Below are 16,726 nucleotides of genomic sequence, written 5' to 3'. Positions count from 1 at the left end.
CGAGCCTAGTCTCTTGGGTACGGGGAGCCGGGGGTCAGAGGGCGGAGTGCAGCCGCAGGGTGCTGACGCCGCCCGCTGTGAGCAGTTCCACAATGCGCTCCCCCGCCGGTTTGCGGACCGACGCGCCGCACTCGGGGCACGTGAAGGAGTAGAAGGTGGTCTTGCGGCTGCCGCCGATGGCGAGCCGAAGCGCCTCGGCGGACAGCTCGAAGCGGGCCCGGCACTCGGGGCACGCGGCGCGGTAGAGGCGCCCCTCGGTGCCGGTCGCGGCTTCGAGGATTCCTTCGGCGGACGTCACGGGGCTGTCTCCCTCTCGCTGTCTCGGGCGGGCGTGCCCTCGGGGGCGGCCGGCGTGGCGTCCCGGGCGGGCCCGCCGCCGGGGGCGGGGGCGGCGGGTCTGCGGGGCCTCACCGCTCCGCGCCGTATGCCGCGAGGGCCTGCCGTGCCGCCTCGCGGGCGCTCGTGGCGAGCTCGTCCGGCGCGACGATGCGGCCGTCGGCGCCGAGCCGGAGCGCGAGTCGGCGCAGGGACGCCGGATCGGGGGTGCGCAGCGTGATGCGCAGTCCGCCGTCGGGGAGTTCCTCGGCCTTGTCGTGCGGGTAGTACTCGGCGACCCAGCGCCCGGCGGGCGCGACCTCCACCGTGACCTCGGGGTCGTCGGCCGCGGGCTGCACGAGCCCGGCCGACAGGTCGCGCAGTTCCATCTCGGGGGGCGCGGAGGGCTCGTCGAGGATGCGGATCGCGGCGACGCGGTCGAGGCGGAAGGTGCGCCGGTCCTCGGAGAGGCGGCACCACGCCTCCATGTAGGTGTGGCCCACGGCGAAGAGCCGGATGGGGTCCACCTCGCGCTCGGTCAGCTCGTCGCGCGCGGGCGAGTAGTAGCGCAGCCACAGGCGGCGCCGCTCCGCGATGGCCCGGTCCACCTCGGCGAAGACGCCGCCCTCGGACTCGAAGGTGACCGAGAGCCTGCTGCTCGCCCCGGCCGTGTCCCCCGCAGCGGTCTCCAGCTTGGCGGTCGCGCGCAGCAGGGCCTGCCGGTCGCTCTCGCGCAGCCCGGGCAGGGTCGTGACGGCGCGGGCCGCGACGAGGAGCGCGGTGGCCTCGTCGGCGGCGAGCCGGAGCGGGGCCGCGACGTCGTCGGGGTTGTGCCACCAGATCCGCTCGCCGTCGGTGTCGATGTCGAGCAGGTCGCCGCCGCGGAAGCTGGTGCCGCACAGCGGCAGCACGTCGAGGTCGGAGATGAGTTCGTCCTCGGTGATGCCGAAGGCGCGGGCCACGTCGGCGACATAGGCGCCCGGGCGCTCGCGCAGGTAGGTGACGAGCGAGAGCATCCGCCGGGTCTGGTCGATGGCGTTGGCCACCATGTGCCTCCTCCTTCTCGTGGTCGCGGGCGTGGCCGGCCGCGGGGGTCGCGGTGGCGGGCGGGTCCGTTCAGCTCCCGGCCACGGCCCGCAGCCGGTCGAGCACGTCCGCGCGCAGCTCGGCCGGTTCGAGGACGAGCACGTCGGGGCCGAACTCGACGAGCCAGGCGTCGAGCCCGTGCCCGTAGGGGATCTCCAGCTCGTCCCACTCGCCGTCCACGGAGCGCACGTGGATGGCCTTGGCGCGCAGCGGGTAGCCGGAGCCGGCGCGCAGCCGGATGAAGGCGCTGCGGTCGGCGTTCTCCCCGGCCCAGGCGGCGACGGTCTCGCGGACGGTGACGACCGGGGGGACCTCGCTGGTGAAGGCACCGCGCGTGGCGCGGACCCGGCCGGTGATCCGGGAGAGGCGGAAGACGCGCTCGGCGCCGCGCTCGCGGTCGTACCCGGCGAGGTACCAGTGGCCGCGCCAGCACTCCAGGGCCCAGGGCTCGACGTGCCGGGACTCGGGGCGCGGCGCGGTGGACTTGCGGTAGTCGAAGACGACGGGGCGGCGGTCGCGGCAGGCGAGCATGAGGGGTTCGAAGGCGGCCTCGTGCACGGGGATGCGGGGTTCGAGCGCGGAGTGGGCGCCGTAGGGGTCGACGTCCTCGGGGAGCCCGGCCGCGCGGAGCTTCTGGAGGGCCCCGCTGGCGGCTCCGGCGAGCCGGGCCTGCTGCCAGACCTTCGCCGCGAGCCCGAGGGCCGCGGCCTCCTCGGCGTCGAGCGTGACGGGCGGCAGGCGGTTGCTGTCGCGGCCCGCGCGGTAGCCGATGTCGCCGTCGAGTCCTTCGACCGTCTCGATGACGAGGCCGAGTTCGCGCAGATCGTCCTTGTCGCGCTCGAACATGCGGTTGAACGCCTCGTCCGAGGCGGCTTCGAGGTACGCCTCGATGGACTCGCGCAGTTCGCGCTTGCTCAGCGGCCTGCGGGTCCCGAGCAGGCACAGCGCGAGGTTCATGAGCCGCTCGGCCTTGGCAATCGCCATCGACGCCCTTTCTGCCGGGGACGCCCCCGCGGGTGCGGGGACCGTTTCCGCTGTGCGTCCGGGACGACCGAAGATGAGCGTCTCGTTGGGCTTGATCTGCGGGCTCGGCGACTGGCTGCCGTAGGCGAGGTGCGGCGGGATGATGAGCTGGCGGCGGCCGCCGACCTTCATGCCCTGCACGCCCTGGTCCCAGCCCGCGATGACGCGGCCGGCGCCGAGCGGGAAGGCGAGCGGCACGCCGCGGTTCCAGCTCGCGTCGAACTCCTCGCCGGTGGAGAAAGCGACACCCACGTAGTGGACGCGGACGTTGTCCCCGGCCTTCGCCTCGGGACCGTCGCCCTCCCAGATGTCCTTGATCTCCAGGTCCGCCGGGGGCTCGCCACCGGGGAAGTCGACCTCGGGCTTCTCGATGCTCACGTCTGTGCTCCAGTGTTGGCAGGAGGACCGCCCCGCCGAGGGCGGCGGGGCGGTCCGTTGTTCGTGGCCCAGTCTGTCACCGGCTCGCGCGGCGGGACGCGCACGGGGGCCGTACGCCGCCGCGCGGGCTCACTTCGCGGCGCCGACGATGTCGACGGCGAAGACGAGCGTGGACTTGGCCGGCAGGGTGTCGCCCTGGGCCTGGTCGCCGTAGCCGTCGGCCGGCGGGATGACGAGGAGGACGCGGTCGCCGACGTGCTTGCCGACGAGGCCCTTGTCCCAGCCGGGGATGACGGCGCCGGTGCCGATCGGCGTCACGAAGGGCTCGCCCCGGTTGGCGGAGGCGTCGAAGAGGGTCGCGGGCTTCTTGCCCTCGTTGAGCTTCCAGGCGGCGCCGCTGTAGTCCATGATCACGTTGTCGCCGTCGGCGATCTCCTCGCCCTTGCCCTGGATGAGCACCTTGGTGGTGAGCTTCGTGGGCGGGTCGTTCTTCGGGATCGTGATGTCGGCCTTGTGGGTCTTGTCGTCCACCTTGACCTGCGGCAGGTCGGAGGGGATCGACGCCTGCGAGCCCTTGACCTCGGAGAGGGGGACGATCTTGTTGATGTCCACGACGAAGACGAGGGTGTCGTCGGGGGCGACCCCGGCCTGCTGGTTGCCCTGGGCGCCGAAGCCGGCGGCGGGCGGGGCGACGACGAGGACGCGCTCGCCCTCCTTGTGCCCGGCGAGGGACTGCGCGAAGGCGGGGATGATGCCCGTCGAGCCGGCCTTGATGACCTGGGGCTTGCCGCCCTTCTCGTAGGTCGAGCCGAACTTCTTGTCGCCCTTCCAGATCTTGCCGGTGAAGTCGAAGGAGACGAAGTCGCCCTTCTTCACGGTCTTGCCGTCGCCCGCGCTCTCGGAGTGGACGACGAACTTCTTGGTGGGCTCGCCCTTGGGGATCGTGATCGTGGGCTGCTTGTCCTTGGCGCCGGAGACCGTGGGCATCGGCGAGGCCGAGGAGACCGGCTCGGGTGCCTTCGACCCGGCGGGAGCGGACGCCGAGGGCGAGCTGGACGAATCGGCCTTGTCCTTGCTGTCGTCGTCACCACCGCAGGCGGTGGCGACGAGTGCCAGGGCGGGCACGATGATGAGGGCTGCGAGTCGGCGATGCACAAGATCCCCAGAGAGTTGCGGATACGGTTCCGTCACTCTAGGCCCTTCCCCCACGGCGGCAGGGAACGCGGCGGCGCTTTTCAGCGAGCTGCGCGCACGGGCCGCGCGGGGGCCGCTCCCGGCGCGCGCTCCGGCGGGGAAACGGGCAGCTCAGGGGCGGTGAAGCCGGCGGCGGAGACACCGGAAAAGCCGGGCACAGCGCGCGCCCGGCTTTTCCACAGGTTTCGGCCGCTCGGCACAGGGAAAAGAAAGCCGCCCTGTTTCACAAACAGCCGGTCACATTCCGGCGATGAGCTTCTCCACCCGGTCGTCGACCGACCGGAAGGGGTCTTTGCACAGCACCGTGCGCTGCGCCTGGTCATTGAGCTTGAGGTGCACCCAGTCCACCGTGAAATCGCGTCGCTGCTCCTGCGCGCGGCGGATGAAATCGCCGCGCAGCCGCGCCCGCGTGGTCTGCGGGGGAACGGATTTGCCCTCGAAGATGCGCAGGTCGTTGCAGATCCGCGCGGCCTGTCCCTTCTTCTCCAGGAGGTAGTAGAGCCCCCGGCGGCGGTGGATGTCGTGATAGGCGAGGTCTATCTGCGCGACCCGCGGATTCGACATCGTCATGTTGTGCTTGGCGCGGTACCGCTCGATCAGCTTGTACTTCATGACCCAGTCGATCTCGGTACCGATCCGGTCGAGGTCCTCCGACTCGATCGCGTCGAGGGTGCGGCCCCACAGTTCGAGGACCTGGGCGACGGTTCCCGTGTTGATGCCGCGGCGCTCGCAGAAGTCGAGCGCCTTCTCGTAGTACTCGCGCTGGACCTCCAGCGCGGAGGCCTCCCTGCCGCTCGCGAGGCGCACCTTGCGGCGGCCGGTGATGTCGTGGCTGACCTCGCGGATCGCCCGGATCGGGTTCTCCAGGGTGAGGTCGCGCATGACCGTGCCGGCCTCGATCATGCGCAGCACCAGGTCGGTGGCCCCGACCTTGAGGAGCATGGTGGTCTCGGACATGTTCGAGTCACCGACGATGACGTGCAGCCTGCGGTAGCGCTCGGCGTCGGCGTGCGGCTCGTCCCGGGTGTTGATGATCGGCCGGGAACGGGTGGTCGCCGAGCTGACGCCCTCCCAGATGTGCTCCGCGCGCTGGCTGACGCAGAAGACGGCGCCCCGGGGCGTCTGGAGCACCTTTCCGGCCCCGCAGAGCAACTGCCGGGTGACGAGGAAGGGAATGAGGATGTCGGCGAGCCGGGAGAACTCCCCGTGCCGGGCCACGAGGTAGTTCTCGTGGCAGCCGTAGGAGTTGCCCGCTGAGTCGGTGTTGTTCTTGAAGAGATAGACGTCGCCCGCGATTCCCTCCTCGTGCAGGCGGCGTTCCGCGTCGGTGAGCAGTCCTTCGAGGATGCGCTCACCGGCCTTGTCGTGGGTCACCAGTTCGGTGATGTTGTCGCATTCGGGGGTGGCGTATTCCGGATGCGAGCCCACGTCCAGGTAGAGCCGGGCGCCGTTGCGCAGGAAGACATTGCTGCTGCGGCCCCATGACACGACACGGCGGAAGAGGTACCGCGCCACTTCGTCCGGAGACAGACGGCGCTGTCCCCGGAACGTGCACGTGACGCCGTACTCGTTCTCCAGCCCGAAAATGCGGCGGTCCATGCTTGAACATTACGCCTCGGGCCACTTCCTGAAACCGGCTCGGGCGTGAGGGTTCGGATCATTTTTCCCGGGCGGTGCCCGCGCGACCTGCCCGGTCCTTCCCCGCTCAGGCCGTTCCGGGCGCGGCGCCCGGGTCCGTGCGGCCCGCCATGACCGGCGCGGTGACGGCGAGGACGAGCGCGGCGAGCGCGCCGCCGCAGGCCGCCACGGCGAAGCCGGCGCGCGGGCCGCCCGCGTCGAGCGCCGGTCCGGCGAGCGCGGCGCCGAGCGCGTTGCCCACGCCGAAGGTGGTGACGAGCCAGGAGAACGCCTCGGTGACGGTGCCGCGCGGGGCGTGCCGGTCGACCGCGACGAAGGCGCAGGCGAGCGCGGGGGCGAGGAAGACCCCGGCGAGCAGCGCGAGCCCGGTCATCGCCCATCGGCCCGGGATCAGCAGCAGCGGCAGGTAGCCGAGCCCGAGCAGGGCGACGAGGAGGCGCAGCCGGGGCTCGGGGCGCCCCGTCCACGTGCGCGCGCCGTAGGCGATGCCGCCGACGAGCGCGCCGCCGCCGAGCGCGGCCATGATCCACCCGTACGCCGTCTCGCCGCCCGCCCCGTCGGCGTAGGCGAGCGCGGAGACGGTGATGGAGCCGAGGGCGACGCCGACGAAGAGGAAGGCGCCCAGCAGGGCGAGGAGTCCGGGTGAGCGGAGCGCGCCGAGCCAGTGTGCCTCGCGCGCGGTGCCGCGCCAGGCGCGCGAGGGCGCGGAGAGGACGACGGAGAGGGCGCCCAGCACGCCGAGCGCGTTGACGACGAGGAGCGCGGCGGTGGCCGAGCGGAGCGCGACCAGGAGGGTGACGAGGAGCGGGCCGACGGTGAACATGACCTCCTGGGCCACCGCTTCGAGCGCGTACGCGGTGTGCACGCGGTCCTCGCGGCGCAGGACGCTCGGCCACAGGGCGCGCAGCGCGCCCTCCAGGGGCGGCGTGGTGAGCCCGGCGAGGGCGGCGAGGAGGTAGGCGAGGGGGCGGGCCGTGATGCCGGTGAGCGCGAAGGCCGCCATGGCGAGCGCGGAGAGGAGCGCGGCGGGCAGCAGCACGGCGCGCTGGCCGCGCAGGTCCACGGCGCGGCCCAGGAGCGGCTGCCCGGCGGCGGTCGCGAGCCCGTAGACGGCGGCGAGGGCTCCGGCGAGGGCGTAGCCGCCGCCCTGCTCGCGCACGTACACGACGATCGCGAGGTGCCCGACGGCGTTGGGCAGCCGCCCCAGGAGTGTCGAGGAGAGCAGCCGGCTCGCGTGCGGAGCCCGCAGCACCTCCGCGTATCCGTTCGCCATCGCCGTCCCACCCCTCGGTTGTACGTATAACTTCGCGGCCCATACGTACCATGACGTGGCCCACCGGTCCAGCCGCCGAGGAGTACCGTGCCCGTCCCAGGCAGCCCTTCGCCCCACTCCGGGTCCCGTCCCACCAGCCGCGACGTGGCCCGTGCGGCCGGGGTCTCGCAGGCGGCCGTGTCGCTCGTGCTGAGCGGGAAGTGGCGGGGGCGGGTCGGGGCCGCGACCGCCGCGCGGGTGCGGGAGGCGGCGGACGGGCTCGGGTACCGGCCGAACCTGGCGGCCCGGAATCTGCGGCTCGGCCGGGCGCGAACGGCGCTGCTCGTCGTCCCCGCGCTGACCAGCGAGTTCTTCGCCGGGGTGTACACGGGGGCCGCGCGGGTCGCCGCCGCGCACGGGACGGGGCTCGTGCTCTATCCCTCGCCGGAGGGCATCGGGCCCGCGCGCGATCCTTTCGGCTCGGCCCGCGCGGCGCTCGACGGCGTGCTCGCCTCCTCGATGGCGGCGGACGCGCTCGCCGCGATCCGCGGGGACACGCTGCCGCTCGTGATGCTCGACGCCGAACCGCTCCCCCGCCCCCGTACCGCCACGGTCAACCTCGCCCTCGCCGAGGGGATGCGCCAGGTCGCCGCGCACCTGCGGGCGCTGGGCCACCGGCGTTTCGCGCACCTCGGCGCCGACGTGGACTCCTGGACGTTCACGAGCCGGGCCGGGGCGCTCGCCGGGGCGCTCGCCGGGGCGGAGCTGAGCCGGGTGCGGGCCCCCCTGTCGGTCGCGGGCGCGCGCGAGGCGGCGCTGCGCCTGCTCGACGCGCCCGGGCGGCCGACGGCGGTGGTGTGCGACGACGACCTGATGGCGGCGGGGGTGCTGAAGGCGGCGCGCGGGCTCGGTCTCCGCGTCCCGGGTGATCTCTCGGTCACGGGGGTGGACGATCTCACGCTCGCCCGGGCCCTCGACCCGGAGCTGACCACGGTGCGGCTGCACGCCGAGGAGTTCGGCGCGCGGGGCATGGCCGCCCTGCTCGCCCTCCTGGACGGCGCGGAGCCCGCGACGGCGCCGCTCCCCGTGGAGCTCGTCGTCCGCGAGTCGACGGGCCCGGCCCCGGCCTGAGCCGCCCGGGCCCGGCGCGCTGCGGCCCCGCCTCCCCGGCCGGGGGTGCGGGGCCTCGCTGGCGCGGGGTCAGCTCTCCTCGGCGTCCCCGCCCCGGGCCGGGGGCTTCGTGTCCCCGGCGTCCTCCGTGTCCTCCGGTTCCGCCGGTTCGGCCTCGCCCGCGAGGAGGCGGGCCAGGTGGGTGGCGGTGATACGGCGGAACTTGCGCTGCTGCTGCCGCGTACGGTCGAGGACGGCGACCTCCAGGCGCTCTGCCGGGATCTCGCGCTCGCTGCCGTTGGCGTCCCGGGCGAGGGCCTGGACGGCGAGCTTGAGGGCCTCGGCGAGGGTCATCCCGTCACGGTGGCGCTGGTCGAGCCAGCCGCTGATCTGCTCCGCGTTGCCGCCGACCGCGACGGAGCCGTGCTCGTCGACGATCGAGCCGTCGTGCGGCAGCCGGTAGATCTGGTCGCCCTCGGGGGTGTCCCCGACCTCGGCGACGACGAGTTCCACCTCGTAGGGCTTCTCGGCGGCGCTGGAGAAGATGGTGCCGAGCGTCTGCGCGTAGACGTTGGCGAGTCCGCGCGCCGTGACGTCGGTGCGGTCGTAGGTGTAGCCGCGCAGGTCGGCGTAGCGGACGCCGCCGATGCGCAGGTTCTCGTACTCGTTGTACTTGCCGGCCGCCGCGAAGGCGATCCGGTCGTAGATCTCGCTGAACTTGTGGAGGGCCCTGGAGGGGTTCTCGCCGACGAAGACAATGCCGTCGGCGTACTGGAGCACGACGAGGCTGCGGCCTCGGGCGATGCCCTTGCGGGCGTACTCCGCCCGGTCGGCCATCGCCTGCTGGGGTGAGACGTAGAACGGCGTGGACACCGGCTGACCGTCGCTTTCTGTCGGGGTCGGGGAAGGTCTTCGAAAGGGCGGGGGCCCGGGTCAGAGCAGCTCGGCGCGGGGTCCGTCCGGCTGCGCGAGCCGGCGGCGCTGCACGTCCTCGGCGATCCGGGCGGTCTCCTCCTCGGAGACGCGGCGGTAGCCCTCGTCCGTGATGACGCTGATGATCGGGAAGATCCGGCGGCCGAGGTCGGGGCCGCCGGTCGCCGAGTCGTCGTCGGCGGCGTCGTACAGCGCCTGGATGGCGAGGACGCTCGCGTCGTCCGCGCTGAGCCCGGGCCGGTAGAGCTTCTTGAGCGCGCCCCTGGCGAAGACCGAGCCCGAGCCCGTGGAGGCGTAGCCGTACTCCTCGGAGCGACCGCCCGCGACGTCGTAGGAGAAGATGCGGCCGGTGCCGCGGTCCACGTCGTAGCCGGCGAAGAGCGGGACGACGGCGAGGCCCTGCATGGCCATGCCGAGGTTGCCGCGGATCATCGTGGCGAGGCGGTTCGCCTTGCCCTCCAGCGAGAGCGTGGCGCCCTCGACCTTCTCGAAGTGCTCCAGCTCCAGCTGGAAGAGCTTGACCATCTCGACGGCGAGCCCGGCGGTGCCCGCGATGCCGACCGCCGAGTACTCGTCGGCGGGGAAGACCTTCTCGACGTCCCGCTGGGCGATGACGTTCCCCATCGTGGCCCTGCGGTCACCGGCGAGGATGACACCGCCGTCGAAGGCGAGGGCCAGGATCGTGGTGCCGTGCGGCAGCTCGATCGCTCCCTTGACCGGGAGCTCCCGGTTGTGGGGCAGGAGTTCGGGCTGGTGCTCGGACAGGAAGTCCAGGAACGAGGAGGAACCAGGTGTCAGGAAGGCGGCGGGCAGCCGCCCGGTGTGACGCGTGTGTGCTCCCATGTTTCCCTCCGGTCGGGCGGTGGTCCGGTCGCGGCGCCACGCGGGCGCTCGGCCGCGCCGAGGGGCCCGGTAGCGGTTGATGACGGTGTGTACGTCTCGGACCCTACCCGCCGCGGCGGGCGGAACCACCCACAGTGGCAAACCCGTGCCCCACGGATGCGCGGGCCGCTGACCTGCGTCTTGGGCCGGCCTCCTGACGGGGCGGCAGGGAAGGGGCCGGGCGCGAAGCACGGCGCGGGACGCCCCGGGGTCTCCCGGGACGTCCCGCGTCCGTACGCGCCTGTGCGGGGCCGGCCGCCCACGCTCGCGTGGGGCCGGGGTCCCGCGCCGGTGGACTACTCGCCGCCCTTCTGGACGAAGCTGCGCACGAAGTCCTCGGCGTTCTCCTCCAGGACGTCGTCGATCTCGTCCAGTACGGAGTCCACGTCGTCGCTCAGCTTCTCCTGGCGCTCCTTGAGCTCCGAGGAGTCCTGTGCGTCCTGGGTCTGTTCCTCGGTCTCCTCGGTGGACCGCGTCGCCTTCTGCTGTCCGCCGCCGGTGTCCTTGGTCGCCATCTACCTCACCCCGCTCGGTGTGCCCCGCTGGATGTGCCGTGGTGGTGTGCCGGGGACCGGATCCCTCCCCGGCCCCAAGATCGGTTCTCTCCGACCCTACAAGCAGGGCCGCGATCCGGCCCCGTGATTGCTCAACGCGCTGCCTGCCCTGATGTTTCCCTCGCGGGGACCTTTTCAGGCCCCCGCGAGGTCACGGATTGGCGCCGCTCAGGGACCAGTCAGGGCCCTGACCAGCTCTTCGGCCGTGCGGCAGCGGTCGAGCAGGTCCTTGACGTGGGTACGTGTACCGCGCAGGGGCTCCAGGGTCGCGACGCGCTGCAAGGAGTCCCGGTCGGGCAGGTCGAAGATCACCGAGTCCCAGGAGGCGGCGGCGACCTCGTCCGCGTACTGTGCCAGGCAGCGGCCCCGGAAGTAGGCCCTGGTGTCCTCCGGCGGGTCGAAGACCGCCCGCGACACCTCCTCCTCGCTCAGCAGCCGTTTCATGCTGCCGCGGGCGACGAGCCGGTTGTAGAGGCCCTTGTCGGGCCGCACGTCGGCGTACTGGAGGTCCACGAGGTGGAGCCTCGCGGCGTCCCAGCCGAGGCCGTCGCGGCGCCGGTAGCCCTCCATCAGCTCACGCTTGGCAACCCAGTCCAGCTCCTTGGCGAGACTCGCGGGATCGCGCTCCAGGCGGTCGAGGGTGTCCTCCCAGCGGTCCAGGACGTCGGTGGTCTCCTCGTCCGCCTCGGAGCCGTACCGCTCCTCGACGTACTTACGGGCGAGGGCGCAGTACTCCATCTGGAGCTGGACGGCGGTGAGGCTGCGGCCGTCGCGCAGCTTCACGAGCTGCTGGAGCGAGGGGTCGTGCGAGACCTCGTGCAGGGTGCGCACGGGCTGGTCCACGGCGAGGTCCACGTTGATGAAGCCGTCCTCGATCATCGCGAGGACGAGCGAGGTGGTGCCGAGCTTGAGGTAGGTGGAGATCTCCGAGAGGTTCGCGTCACCGATGATGACGTGGAGTCTGCGGTACTTCTCGGCGTCCGAGTGCGGCTCGTCGCGGGTGTTGATGATCGGCCGCTTGAGCGTCGTCTCCAGGCCCACCTCGACCTCGAAGTAGTCGGCGCGCTGGCTGAGCTGGAAGCCGTGCTCGCGGCCGTCCTGTTCGATGCCGACCCGGCCGGCGCCGGTGACGACCTGCCGCGAGACGAAGAAGGGGGTCAGGTGCCGGACGATGTCGCCGAAGGGGGTCTCCCGGGACATCAGGTAGTTCTCGTGGGTGCCGTAGGAGGCGCCCTTGTTGTCGGTGTTGTTCTTGTACAGGTGGATGGGGTGGGTGCCGGGCACGGCGGCGGCCCGCTCGGCGGCCTCGGCCATGATCCGCTCCCCCGCCTTGTCCCACAGCACCGCGTCCCGGGGGCCGGTGATCTCCGGGGAGCTGTACTCGGGGTGGGCGTGGTCCACGTAGAGCCGGGCGCCGTTGGTGAGGATGACGTTGGCGAGGCCGATGTCCTCGTCGGTGAGCTGGGTGGAGTCGGCGGACTCGCGGGCGAGGTCGAAGCCGCGCGCGTCGCGCAGCGGGTTCTCCTCCTCGAAGTCCCAGCGTGCCCTCCTGGCCCGGTGCATCGCCGCCGCGTAGGCGTTGACGATCTGGGACGAGGTGAGCATGGCATTGGCGTTCGGGTGACCGGGCACGGAGATCCCGTACTCCGTCTCGATGCCCATTACTCGCCGTACGGTCATGCGGCCCTCCTTGCCCGGCGCCGCTCCCCCGCGGGAGCCGCGCTCCAGTACCGTGCGCACTCGGGCGCGCACGGTCCCCGTCCCCGCGCCGCGCCGCCCGGTGATGTGGCTGAGCCTAGAACGCTTGTGCGTCGCCGGTGGGGGATATTGCCTTGCCGTCCCCAACGCGGGAGGCCGCGGGGCTCCGGGGAGCGACCGCGGCCTCCTGCGCCTGAATGCCTACAGGTACTGACCGGTGTTCGCCACCGTGTCGATGGAGCGACCGGTGTCGGCGCCCTGCTTCCCCGTGACGAGGGTACGGATGTAGACGATCCGCTCCCCCTTCTTGCCGGAGATGCGGGCCCAGTCGTCCGGGTTGGTGGTGTTGGGCAGGTCCTCGTTCTCCTTGAACTCGTCCACGCACGCCTGGAGGAGGTGCGAGACGCGAAGACCCTTCTGGTTCTGTTCGAGGAAGGCCTTGATGGCCATCTTCTTGGCGCGGCCGACGATGTTCTCGATCATGGCGCCGGAGTTGAAGTCCTTGAAGTAGAGGACTTCCTTGTCGCCGTTGGCATAGGTCACTTCGAGGAAGCGGTTCTCGTCCGATTCGGCGTACATCTGCTCGACCACGGACTGGATCATGCCGTGGACGGTCTCCGCGCGGTCGCCCGTGTGCTCGGCGAGGTCGTCGGTGTGCAGCGGGAGCCGGTCGGTGAGGTACTTCGCGAAGATGTCCTTCGCGGCCTCGGCGTCGGGACGCTCGATCTTGATCTTCACGTCCAGCCGGCCGGGGCGCAGGATCGCGGGGTCGATCATGTCCTCGCGGTTCGACGCCCCGATGACGATGACGTTCTCCAGGCCCTCCACCCCGTCGATCTCGGCGAGCAGCTGAGGGACGATGGTGTTCTCCACGTCCGAGCTGACACCGGAACCGCGGGTGCGGAAGAGGGATTCCATCTCGTCGAAGAAGACGATGACGGGGGTGCCCTCGCTCGCCTTCTCCCGGGCCCGCTGGAAGACCAGGCGAATGTGCCGCTCGGTCTCGCCGACGTACTTGTTGAGCAGCTCGGGGCCCTTGATGTTCAGGAAGTAGCTCTTGCCCGCCGCCTGTCCGGTGACCTCGGCCACCTTCTTGGCGAGCGAGTTGGCGACGGCCTTGGCGATGAGCGTCTTGCCGCAGCCGGGCGGGCCGTAGAGCAGCACACCCTTCGGCGGCCGCAGCTCGTGCTCCTTGAACAGGTCCGGGTAGAGGTACGGGAGCTCGACGGCGTCGCGGATCAGCTCGATCTGGTTGCCCAGACCGCCGATCTGCTCGTAGCCGATGTCCGGGACCTCTTCCAGGACCAGTTCCTCGACCTCGCTCTTGGGCACGATCTCGAAGACGTACCCGGAGCGGGAGTCGAGGAGCAGGGCGTCGCCCGCCCTGATGGTCACTCCCATGAGGGGCTCGGCGAGGCGCACCACGCGCTCCTCGTCGGTGTGCCCCACCACGAGGGCGCGTTCGCCGTCCTCAAGGATCTCCTTGAGGGTGACGATGTCGCCCGCGCGCTCGAACTCCATGGCCTCGACCACGTTGAGCGCTTCGTTGAGCATGACCTCCTGGCCACGCTGCAAGGTGTCGGTCTCGATCTCGGGGCTGACGTTCACCCGGAGCTTGCGCCCGCCGGTGAAGATGTCGACGGTGCCGTCCTCGTTCGCCGCGAGGAAGACACCGAAGCCCGCTGGGGGCTGGGCGAGGCGATCCACTTCCTCCTTGAGGGCCACGATCTGGTCGCGGGCCTCGCGGAGCGTGTTCGCCAGTCTTTCGTTCTGCGCGGACACCCCGGCCAGGTTGGTCTGAAGCTCGACGATCCGGTCCTCAAGAATCCTTGTGTGACGCGGTGAGTCGGCGAGCTTGCGCCGCAGGACGGCGATCTCCTGCTCAAGCTGGGCGACCTGGGCGAGCGGGTCCTCGGACCCCCGGCCCGGGCGGATGCCGCGGTTCATGTCGTCGTCGTGGGCTGCCACGGTCCTCACCTCCTCCAAAGGGAGCTGGACGCTTCCAGACCCTACCTGGGCGGGTGCCGGTTGAAACCCCTAGATCAAAAAGACCGTGGGCCGTGTCCGATGTTCACCCTTGCGCTCTCCCTCTCCCGAGGGGAATACCCACCCAGCTCCGGGTGAAGCCGCCCGGTTGTATCGTCGGGGTGTTCAACGCCCCCTGACGGTGGCGCGCTTCACGCACGGGAAACGGCAGGAAACATGACCGCACAGCAGGAGTCCGGGCTCGCCGCGGGCGAGGACGAACCGCTGGAGGTCTGGATCGACCAGGACCTGTGCACGGGTGACGGCATCTGCGCCCAGTACGCGCCCGAGGTCTTCGAGCTGGACATCGACGGCCTCGCCTACGTCAAGAGCGGCGAGGACGAACTGCTCCAGTCCCCCGGCGCCACCACCCGCGTCCCGCTGCCGCTGCTGCGGGACGTCGCGGACTCGGCCAAGGAGTGCCCCGGCGAGTGCATCCACGTGCGCCGGGTCGCCGACCGCGTCGAGGTGTACGGGCCCGAGGCCGACACGGACTGATTCCGTGCGCCCCCGGCGCGCCCCCTCCGGCTCCCGCCCGCCCGGCCCGGGTCCGCTCAGTCCGGCTCCGCCCGGCCCAGGTCCTCGTCGGCGGGCGCGCTCCCCCCGGGCCGCTCCTTCTCCCCCGGGCCGCTCCCTCCTCCCGTACGGCTCCGTGTGCTCGAACCGTGGCAGGGTCGCGGGGCGGCCGCGCTGGAAGCCGGTGCTGACGAAGTCGTCGCCGGTGACCGCGTCGAGCGTCCAGTTGACGAGGACGCGGGCGCGGGCGGTCAGGGTCGGGAGCGCCGCGAGGTGGTAGCCGCGGGCCACCGCCTGGGCGGGCAGCCCGGTGAGACCGATGCCGAGGGGCCGCGAGACGGCGTACTTGTCTCCGAGGTCCACGACGAGGCCGAGGTCCCGGTGGTAGTACGGGCGCGGCGCGGTGTCGCGCAGCCGGGCCGCGATGTTGTGGGCGACCGCCTTGCCCTGACGCTGCGAGTGCTGGGCCGTGGGCGGGGTGACCGCGTCGCCGCCCTTGGCGAGGTCGGGCACGGCGGCGGCCTCCCCGACGGCGAAGACGCCGGGGGCGCCGGGCACCTCCATCGCGGCCGTCGTCACGAGCCGCCCGCGCGCCAGTTCCGTCTCGACCGTCGTCATGAGCGGGCTCGCGGCCACCCCGGCCGTCCACACGAGCGTGCGCGTGGGCAGCACCCGGCCATCCGTCAGCTCGACGGAGCGGGCGGTGAGCCGGGGGACGCTCGTGCCGAGCGAGATCTCGATGCCGCGGGCGCGCAGGGCGCCGAGGGCGTCGTCGCCGAGGCGCTCGCCGATCTCGGGGAGCAGGCGCGGGGCGATGTCCACGAGGTGCCGGCTCAGGTCGGCGGGGTCCAGGCGCGGGAAGCGGCGCACGGCCGCGCGGGTGAGGAGCTGGAGGGCGGCGGCGGTCTCGGTGCCCGCGTAGCCGCCGCCGACCACGAGGAAGCGCAGCCGCTCGGCGCGCTCGGCCGGGTCGGTGGCGACGGCGGCGGCGTCCAGCTGGCCGATGACGTGGTCGCGCAGGTACGCGGCCTGGGCGAGGGTCTTCATGCCCAGCGCGTGTTCGCTGACGCCCGGGATGCCGAGCAGGCGGGTGGTGCTGCCCGCCGCGAGGAGCAGGAGCTCGTAGCGCAGCGCGCGTTCTGGCCCTCGGGGGTGCGCACGGTGACGTGGCGGCGCGCGTGGTCGACGCCGACGGCGATGCCGGGCGCGTAGCGGGTGCGGCGCAGGCGGCGGCGCGGGGAGACGGCGACGGACCGCGGCGTGAGCAGTCCGGCGGCGACGTGCGGGAGCAGCGGGAGGTAGAGCTGGTAGTCCTCGGGCGAGACGAGGACGAGTTCGGCCTCCTCCGGCCGCAGCGTGCGCTCCAGCCGGTGCAGGCACTCGACCCCGGCGAAACCCGCGCCGATCACGAGGACACGCGGTGGGGACAGGGCGGGGCTCCTGACCGGGGCGACGACGGACCGGGCTCGTCGTGGCCCGGAGCGCGGCGGGCCCGGTCCGGGCCGGGCCGCTCCCGCTCAGGCCGCGCCGTCGCCCGCCGGGGCTCCCGGGCTCGTCCGGGTGAAGCGGTGGCCGTGCCAGGCCCAGGCGGTGGCCTGGTGGACGTCGGGGCAGCAGCGGGGGACGTCGAGGCTGGAGTAGCCGAGGAGGCTCGCGCGCACCTCGCCGCCGCCGATCCGCAGGGCGTCGACGGTGCGCTGCTCGGTGGGGTCGAGGAGCGTGGCGACGACGCGGGGCGTCGCGCGCGCGGCCGTACGGGTGAGGACGTACAGGCCCTCGGGCGGATTGCCGGAGCCGGCCGCGCAGTGGACGAGGGCGACGGTCTCGGGGTTGCCGTCCCCGTCGAGGTCGCCCGTGACGTGCTCGGCGAGGACCGGGGCGTCCGCCTTCTCGCCGGGCGGGGCGGGGCAGGTGAGCGGGTAGGTGGCGCGCGCGGCATCGGGGGCGGGCACGGGACGCGAGGCGGCGTGGGCCGAGGGGGTGGGCGCGGGGTGCGGGCTGGCACCGGCCTCGTCGGGCTGGAACGCCGCGGAGAGGGAGATCACGGCGCAGGGCGCCGCGGCGATAGCGAGCCAGTGCAGGGGGGTGGTGCGGGTGTGGGCGAGTTCCGGTTCGACGGAGT

14 protein-coding genes and 2 pseudogenes are annotated in these 16,726 nt (G+C 72.5%); 2 read left to right on the top strand and 14 right to left on the bottom strand.

Annotation, left to right across the window (positions count from 1 at the left end; all coding sequences use genetic code 11):
- Positions 1 to 34: 34 nt before the first annotated feature.
- The 7 genes and pseudogenes from SSBG_RS24930 to SSBG_RS24905 form a co-directional block, all read right to left on the bottom strand.
- Positions 35 to 298, bottom strand: coding sequence for a hypothetical protein (locus tag SSBG_RS24930; RefSeq protein WP_008748836.1), 264 nt, complete (start codon positions 296 to 298; stop codon positions 35 to 37).
- Between the two features lie 109 nt (positions 299 to 407).
- Positions 408 to 1,364, bottom strand: coding sequence for a helix-turn-helix transcriptional regulator (locus tag SSBG_RS24925; protein ID WP_008748835.1), 957 nt, complete (start codon positions 1,362 to 1,364; stop codon positions 408 to 410).
- A gap of 67 nt (positions 1,365 to 1,431) precedes the next feature.
- The gene (locus SSBG_RS24920; protein ID WP_037871914.1) at positions 1,432 to 2,385 is read right to left on the bottom strand and encodes a helix-turn-helix transcriptional regulator; all 954 of its coding nucleotides are present in this window, start codon (positions 2,383 to 2,385) and stop codon (positions 1,432 to 1,434) included.
- Between the two features lie 69 nt (positions 2,386 to 2,454).
- Positions 2,455 to 2,802 (bottom strand): annotated as a pseudogene (locus tag SSBG_RS32855) (FKBP-type peptidyl-prolyl cis-trans isomerase); the annotation flags it as partial.
- 129 nt (positions 2,803 to 2,931) lie between these two features.
- A complete protein-coding gene (locus SSBG_RS24915; RefSeq protein WP_037870582.1) occupies positions 2,932 to 3,957 on the bottom strand; it encodes an FKBP-type peptidyl-prolyl cis-trans isomerase in 1,026 nt (341 codons plus the stop codon).
- Positions 3,958 to 4,233: 276 nt separating this feature from the next.
- Positions 4,234 to 5,595 carry a Pup--protein ligase gene (gene pafA / locus SSBG_RS24910; protein WP_007829021.1) on the bottom strand — a complete coding sequence of 454 codons (1,362 nt, stop codon included), beginning with the start codon at positions 5,593 to 5,595 and terminating at the stop codon, positions 4,234 to 4,236.
- 106 nt (positions 5,596 to 5,701) lie between these two features.
- Entirely contained in the window at positions 5,702 to 6,907 is a 1,206-nt protein-coding gene (locus tag SSBG_RS24905; RefSeq protein WP_037870581.1) for an MFS transporter, read from the bottom strand.
- An 87-nt stretch (positions 6,908 to 6,994) separates the two neighbouring features.
- On the opposite strand from SSBG_RS24905, the gene SSBG_RS24900 reads away from it, so the two are divergent.
- Positions 6,995 to 8,017 (top strand): LacI family DNA-binding transcriptional regulator, encoded by a 1,023-nt coding sequence (locus SSBG_RS24900; protein WP_008748831.1) that lies wholly within the window; start codon positions 6,995 to 6,997, stop codon positions 8,015 to 8,017.
- A gap of 69 nt (positions 8,018 to 8,086) precedes the next feature.
- Here the strand turns inward: SSBG_RS24900 and prcA are convergent, their stop codons facing one another.
- From prcA to arc, 5 genes are all read right to left on the bottom strand, one after another.
- The gene (gene prcA, locus SSBG_RS24895; RefSeq protein WP_008748830.1) at positions 8,087 to 8,869 is read right to left on the bottom strand and encodes a proteasome subunit alpha; all 783 of its coding nucleotides are present in this window, start codon (positions 8,867 to 8,869) and stop codon (positions 8,087 to 8,089) included.
- A 60-nt stretch (positions 8,870 to 8,929) separates the two neighbouring features.
- Positions 8,930 to 9,772 carry a proteasome subunit beta gene (gene prcB, locus SSBG_RS24890; RefSeq protein WP_008748829.1) on the bottom strand — a complete coding sequence of 281 codons (843 nt, stop codon included), beginning with the start codon at positions 9,770 to 9,772 and terminating at the stop codon, positions 8,930 to 8,932.
- Between the two features lie 335 nt (positions 9,773 to 10,107).
- A complete protein-coding gene (locus tag SSBG_RS24885; RefSeq protein WP_008748828.1) occupies positions 10,108 to 10,326 on the bottom strand; it encodes a ubiquitin-like protein Pup in 219 nt (72 codons plus the stop codon).
- A 207-nt stretch (positions 10,327 to 10,533) separates the two neighbouring features.
- Positions 10,534 to 12,045: a depupylase/deamidase Dop gene (gene dop, locus SSBG_RS24880; protein ID WP_008748827.1), complete on the bottom strand. Its 1,512-nt coding sequence runs from the start codon at positions 12,043 to 12,045 to the stop codon at positions 10,534 to 10,536.
- A gap of 219 nt (positions 12,046 to 12,264) precedes the next feature.
- On the bottom strand, positions 12,265 to 14,031 hold the full coding sequence (gene arc, locus SSBG_RS24875; protein ID WP_008748826.1) for a proteasome ATPase: 1,767 nt from the start codon (positions 14,029 to 14,031) through the stop codon (positions 12,265 to 12,267).
- A gap of 234 nt (positions 14,032 to 14,265) precedes the next feature.
- Here arc and SSBG_RS31725 point away from each other — a divergent pair, with 234 nt between their 5' ends.
- On the top strand, positions 14,266 to 14,586 hold the full coding sequence (locus tag SSBG_RS31725) for a ferredoxin (RefSeq protein WP_078491507.1): 321 nt from the start codon (positions 14,266 to 14,268) through the stop codon (positions 14,584 to 14,586).
- Positions 14,587 to 14,694: 108 nt separating this feature from the next.
- Here the strand turns inward: SSBG_RS31725 and SSBG_RS24870 are convergent.
- Positions 14,695 to 16,034, bottom strand: a pseudogene (locus tag SSBG_RS24870) (NAD(P)/FAD-dependent oxidoreductase); the annotation flags it as partial.
- A gap of 87 nt (positions 16,035 to 16,121) precedes the next feature.
- Positions 16,122 to 16,726 (bottom strand): hypothetical protein (locus tag SSBG_RS24865; RefSeq protein WP_008748824.1); only part of this gene is annotated, 605 nt, incomplete at its 5' end.

The sequence above is a fragment of the Streptomyces sp. SPB074 genome, from assembly GCF_000154905.1.
Lineage (GTDB): Bacteria > Actinomycetota > Actinomycetes > Streptomycetales > Streptomycetaceae > Streptomyces.
This window is presented reverse-complemented; position numbering and strand designations above follow the sequence as displayed.

Bases quoted from the DNA above. Each gene is read 5' to 3' on its own strand.
- SSBG_RS24905 (WP_037870581.1), bottom strand. From the start codon at position 6,907: ATGGCGAACGGATACGCGGAGGTGCTGCGGGCTCCGCACGCGAGCCGG.
- SSBG_RS24925 (WP_008748835.1), bottom strand. From the start codon at position 1,364: ATGGTGGCCAACGCCATCGACCAGACCCGGCGGATGCTCTCGCTCGTC.
- dop (WP_008748827.1), bottom strand. From the start codon at position 12,045: ATGACCGTACGGCGAGTAATGGGCATCGAGACGGAGTACGGGATCTCC.
- prcB (WP_008748829.1), bottom strand. From the start codon at position 9,772: ATGGGAGCACACACGCGTCACACCGGGCGGCTGCCCGCCGCCTTCCTG.
- SSBG_RS31725 (WP_078491507.1), top strand. From the start codon at position 14,266: ATGACCGCACAGCAGGAGTCCGGGCTCGCCGCGGGCGAGGACGAACCG.
- SSBG_RS24885 (WP_008748828.1), bottom strand. From the start codon at position 10,326: ATGGCGACCAAGGACACCGGCGGCGGACAGCAGAAGGCGACGCGGTCC.
- SSBG_RS24920 (WP_037871914.1), bottom strand. From the start codon at position 2,385: ATGGCGATTGCCAAGGCCGAGCGGCTCATGAACCTCGCGCTGTGCCTG.
- pafA (WP_007829021.1), bottom strand. From the start codon at position 5,595: ATGGACCGCCGCATTTTCGGGCTGGAGAACGAGTACGGCGTCACGTGC.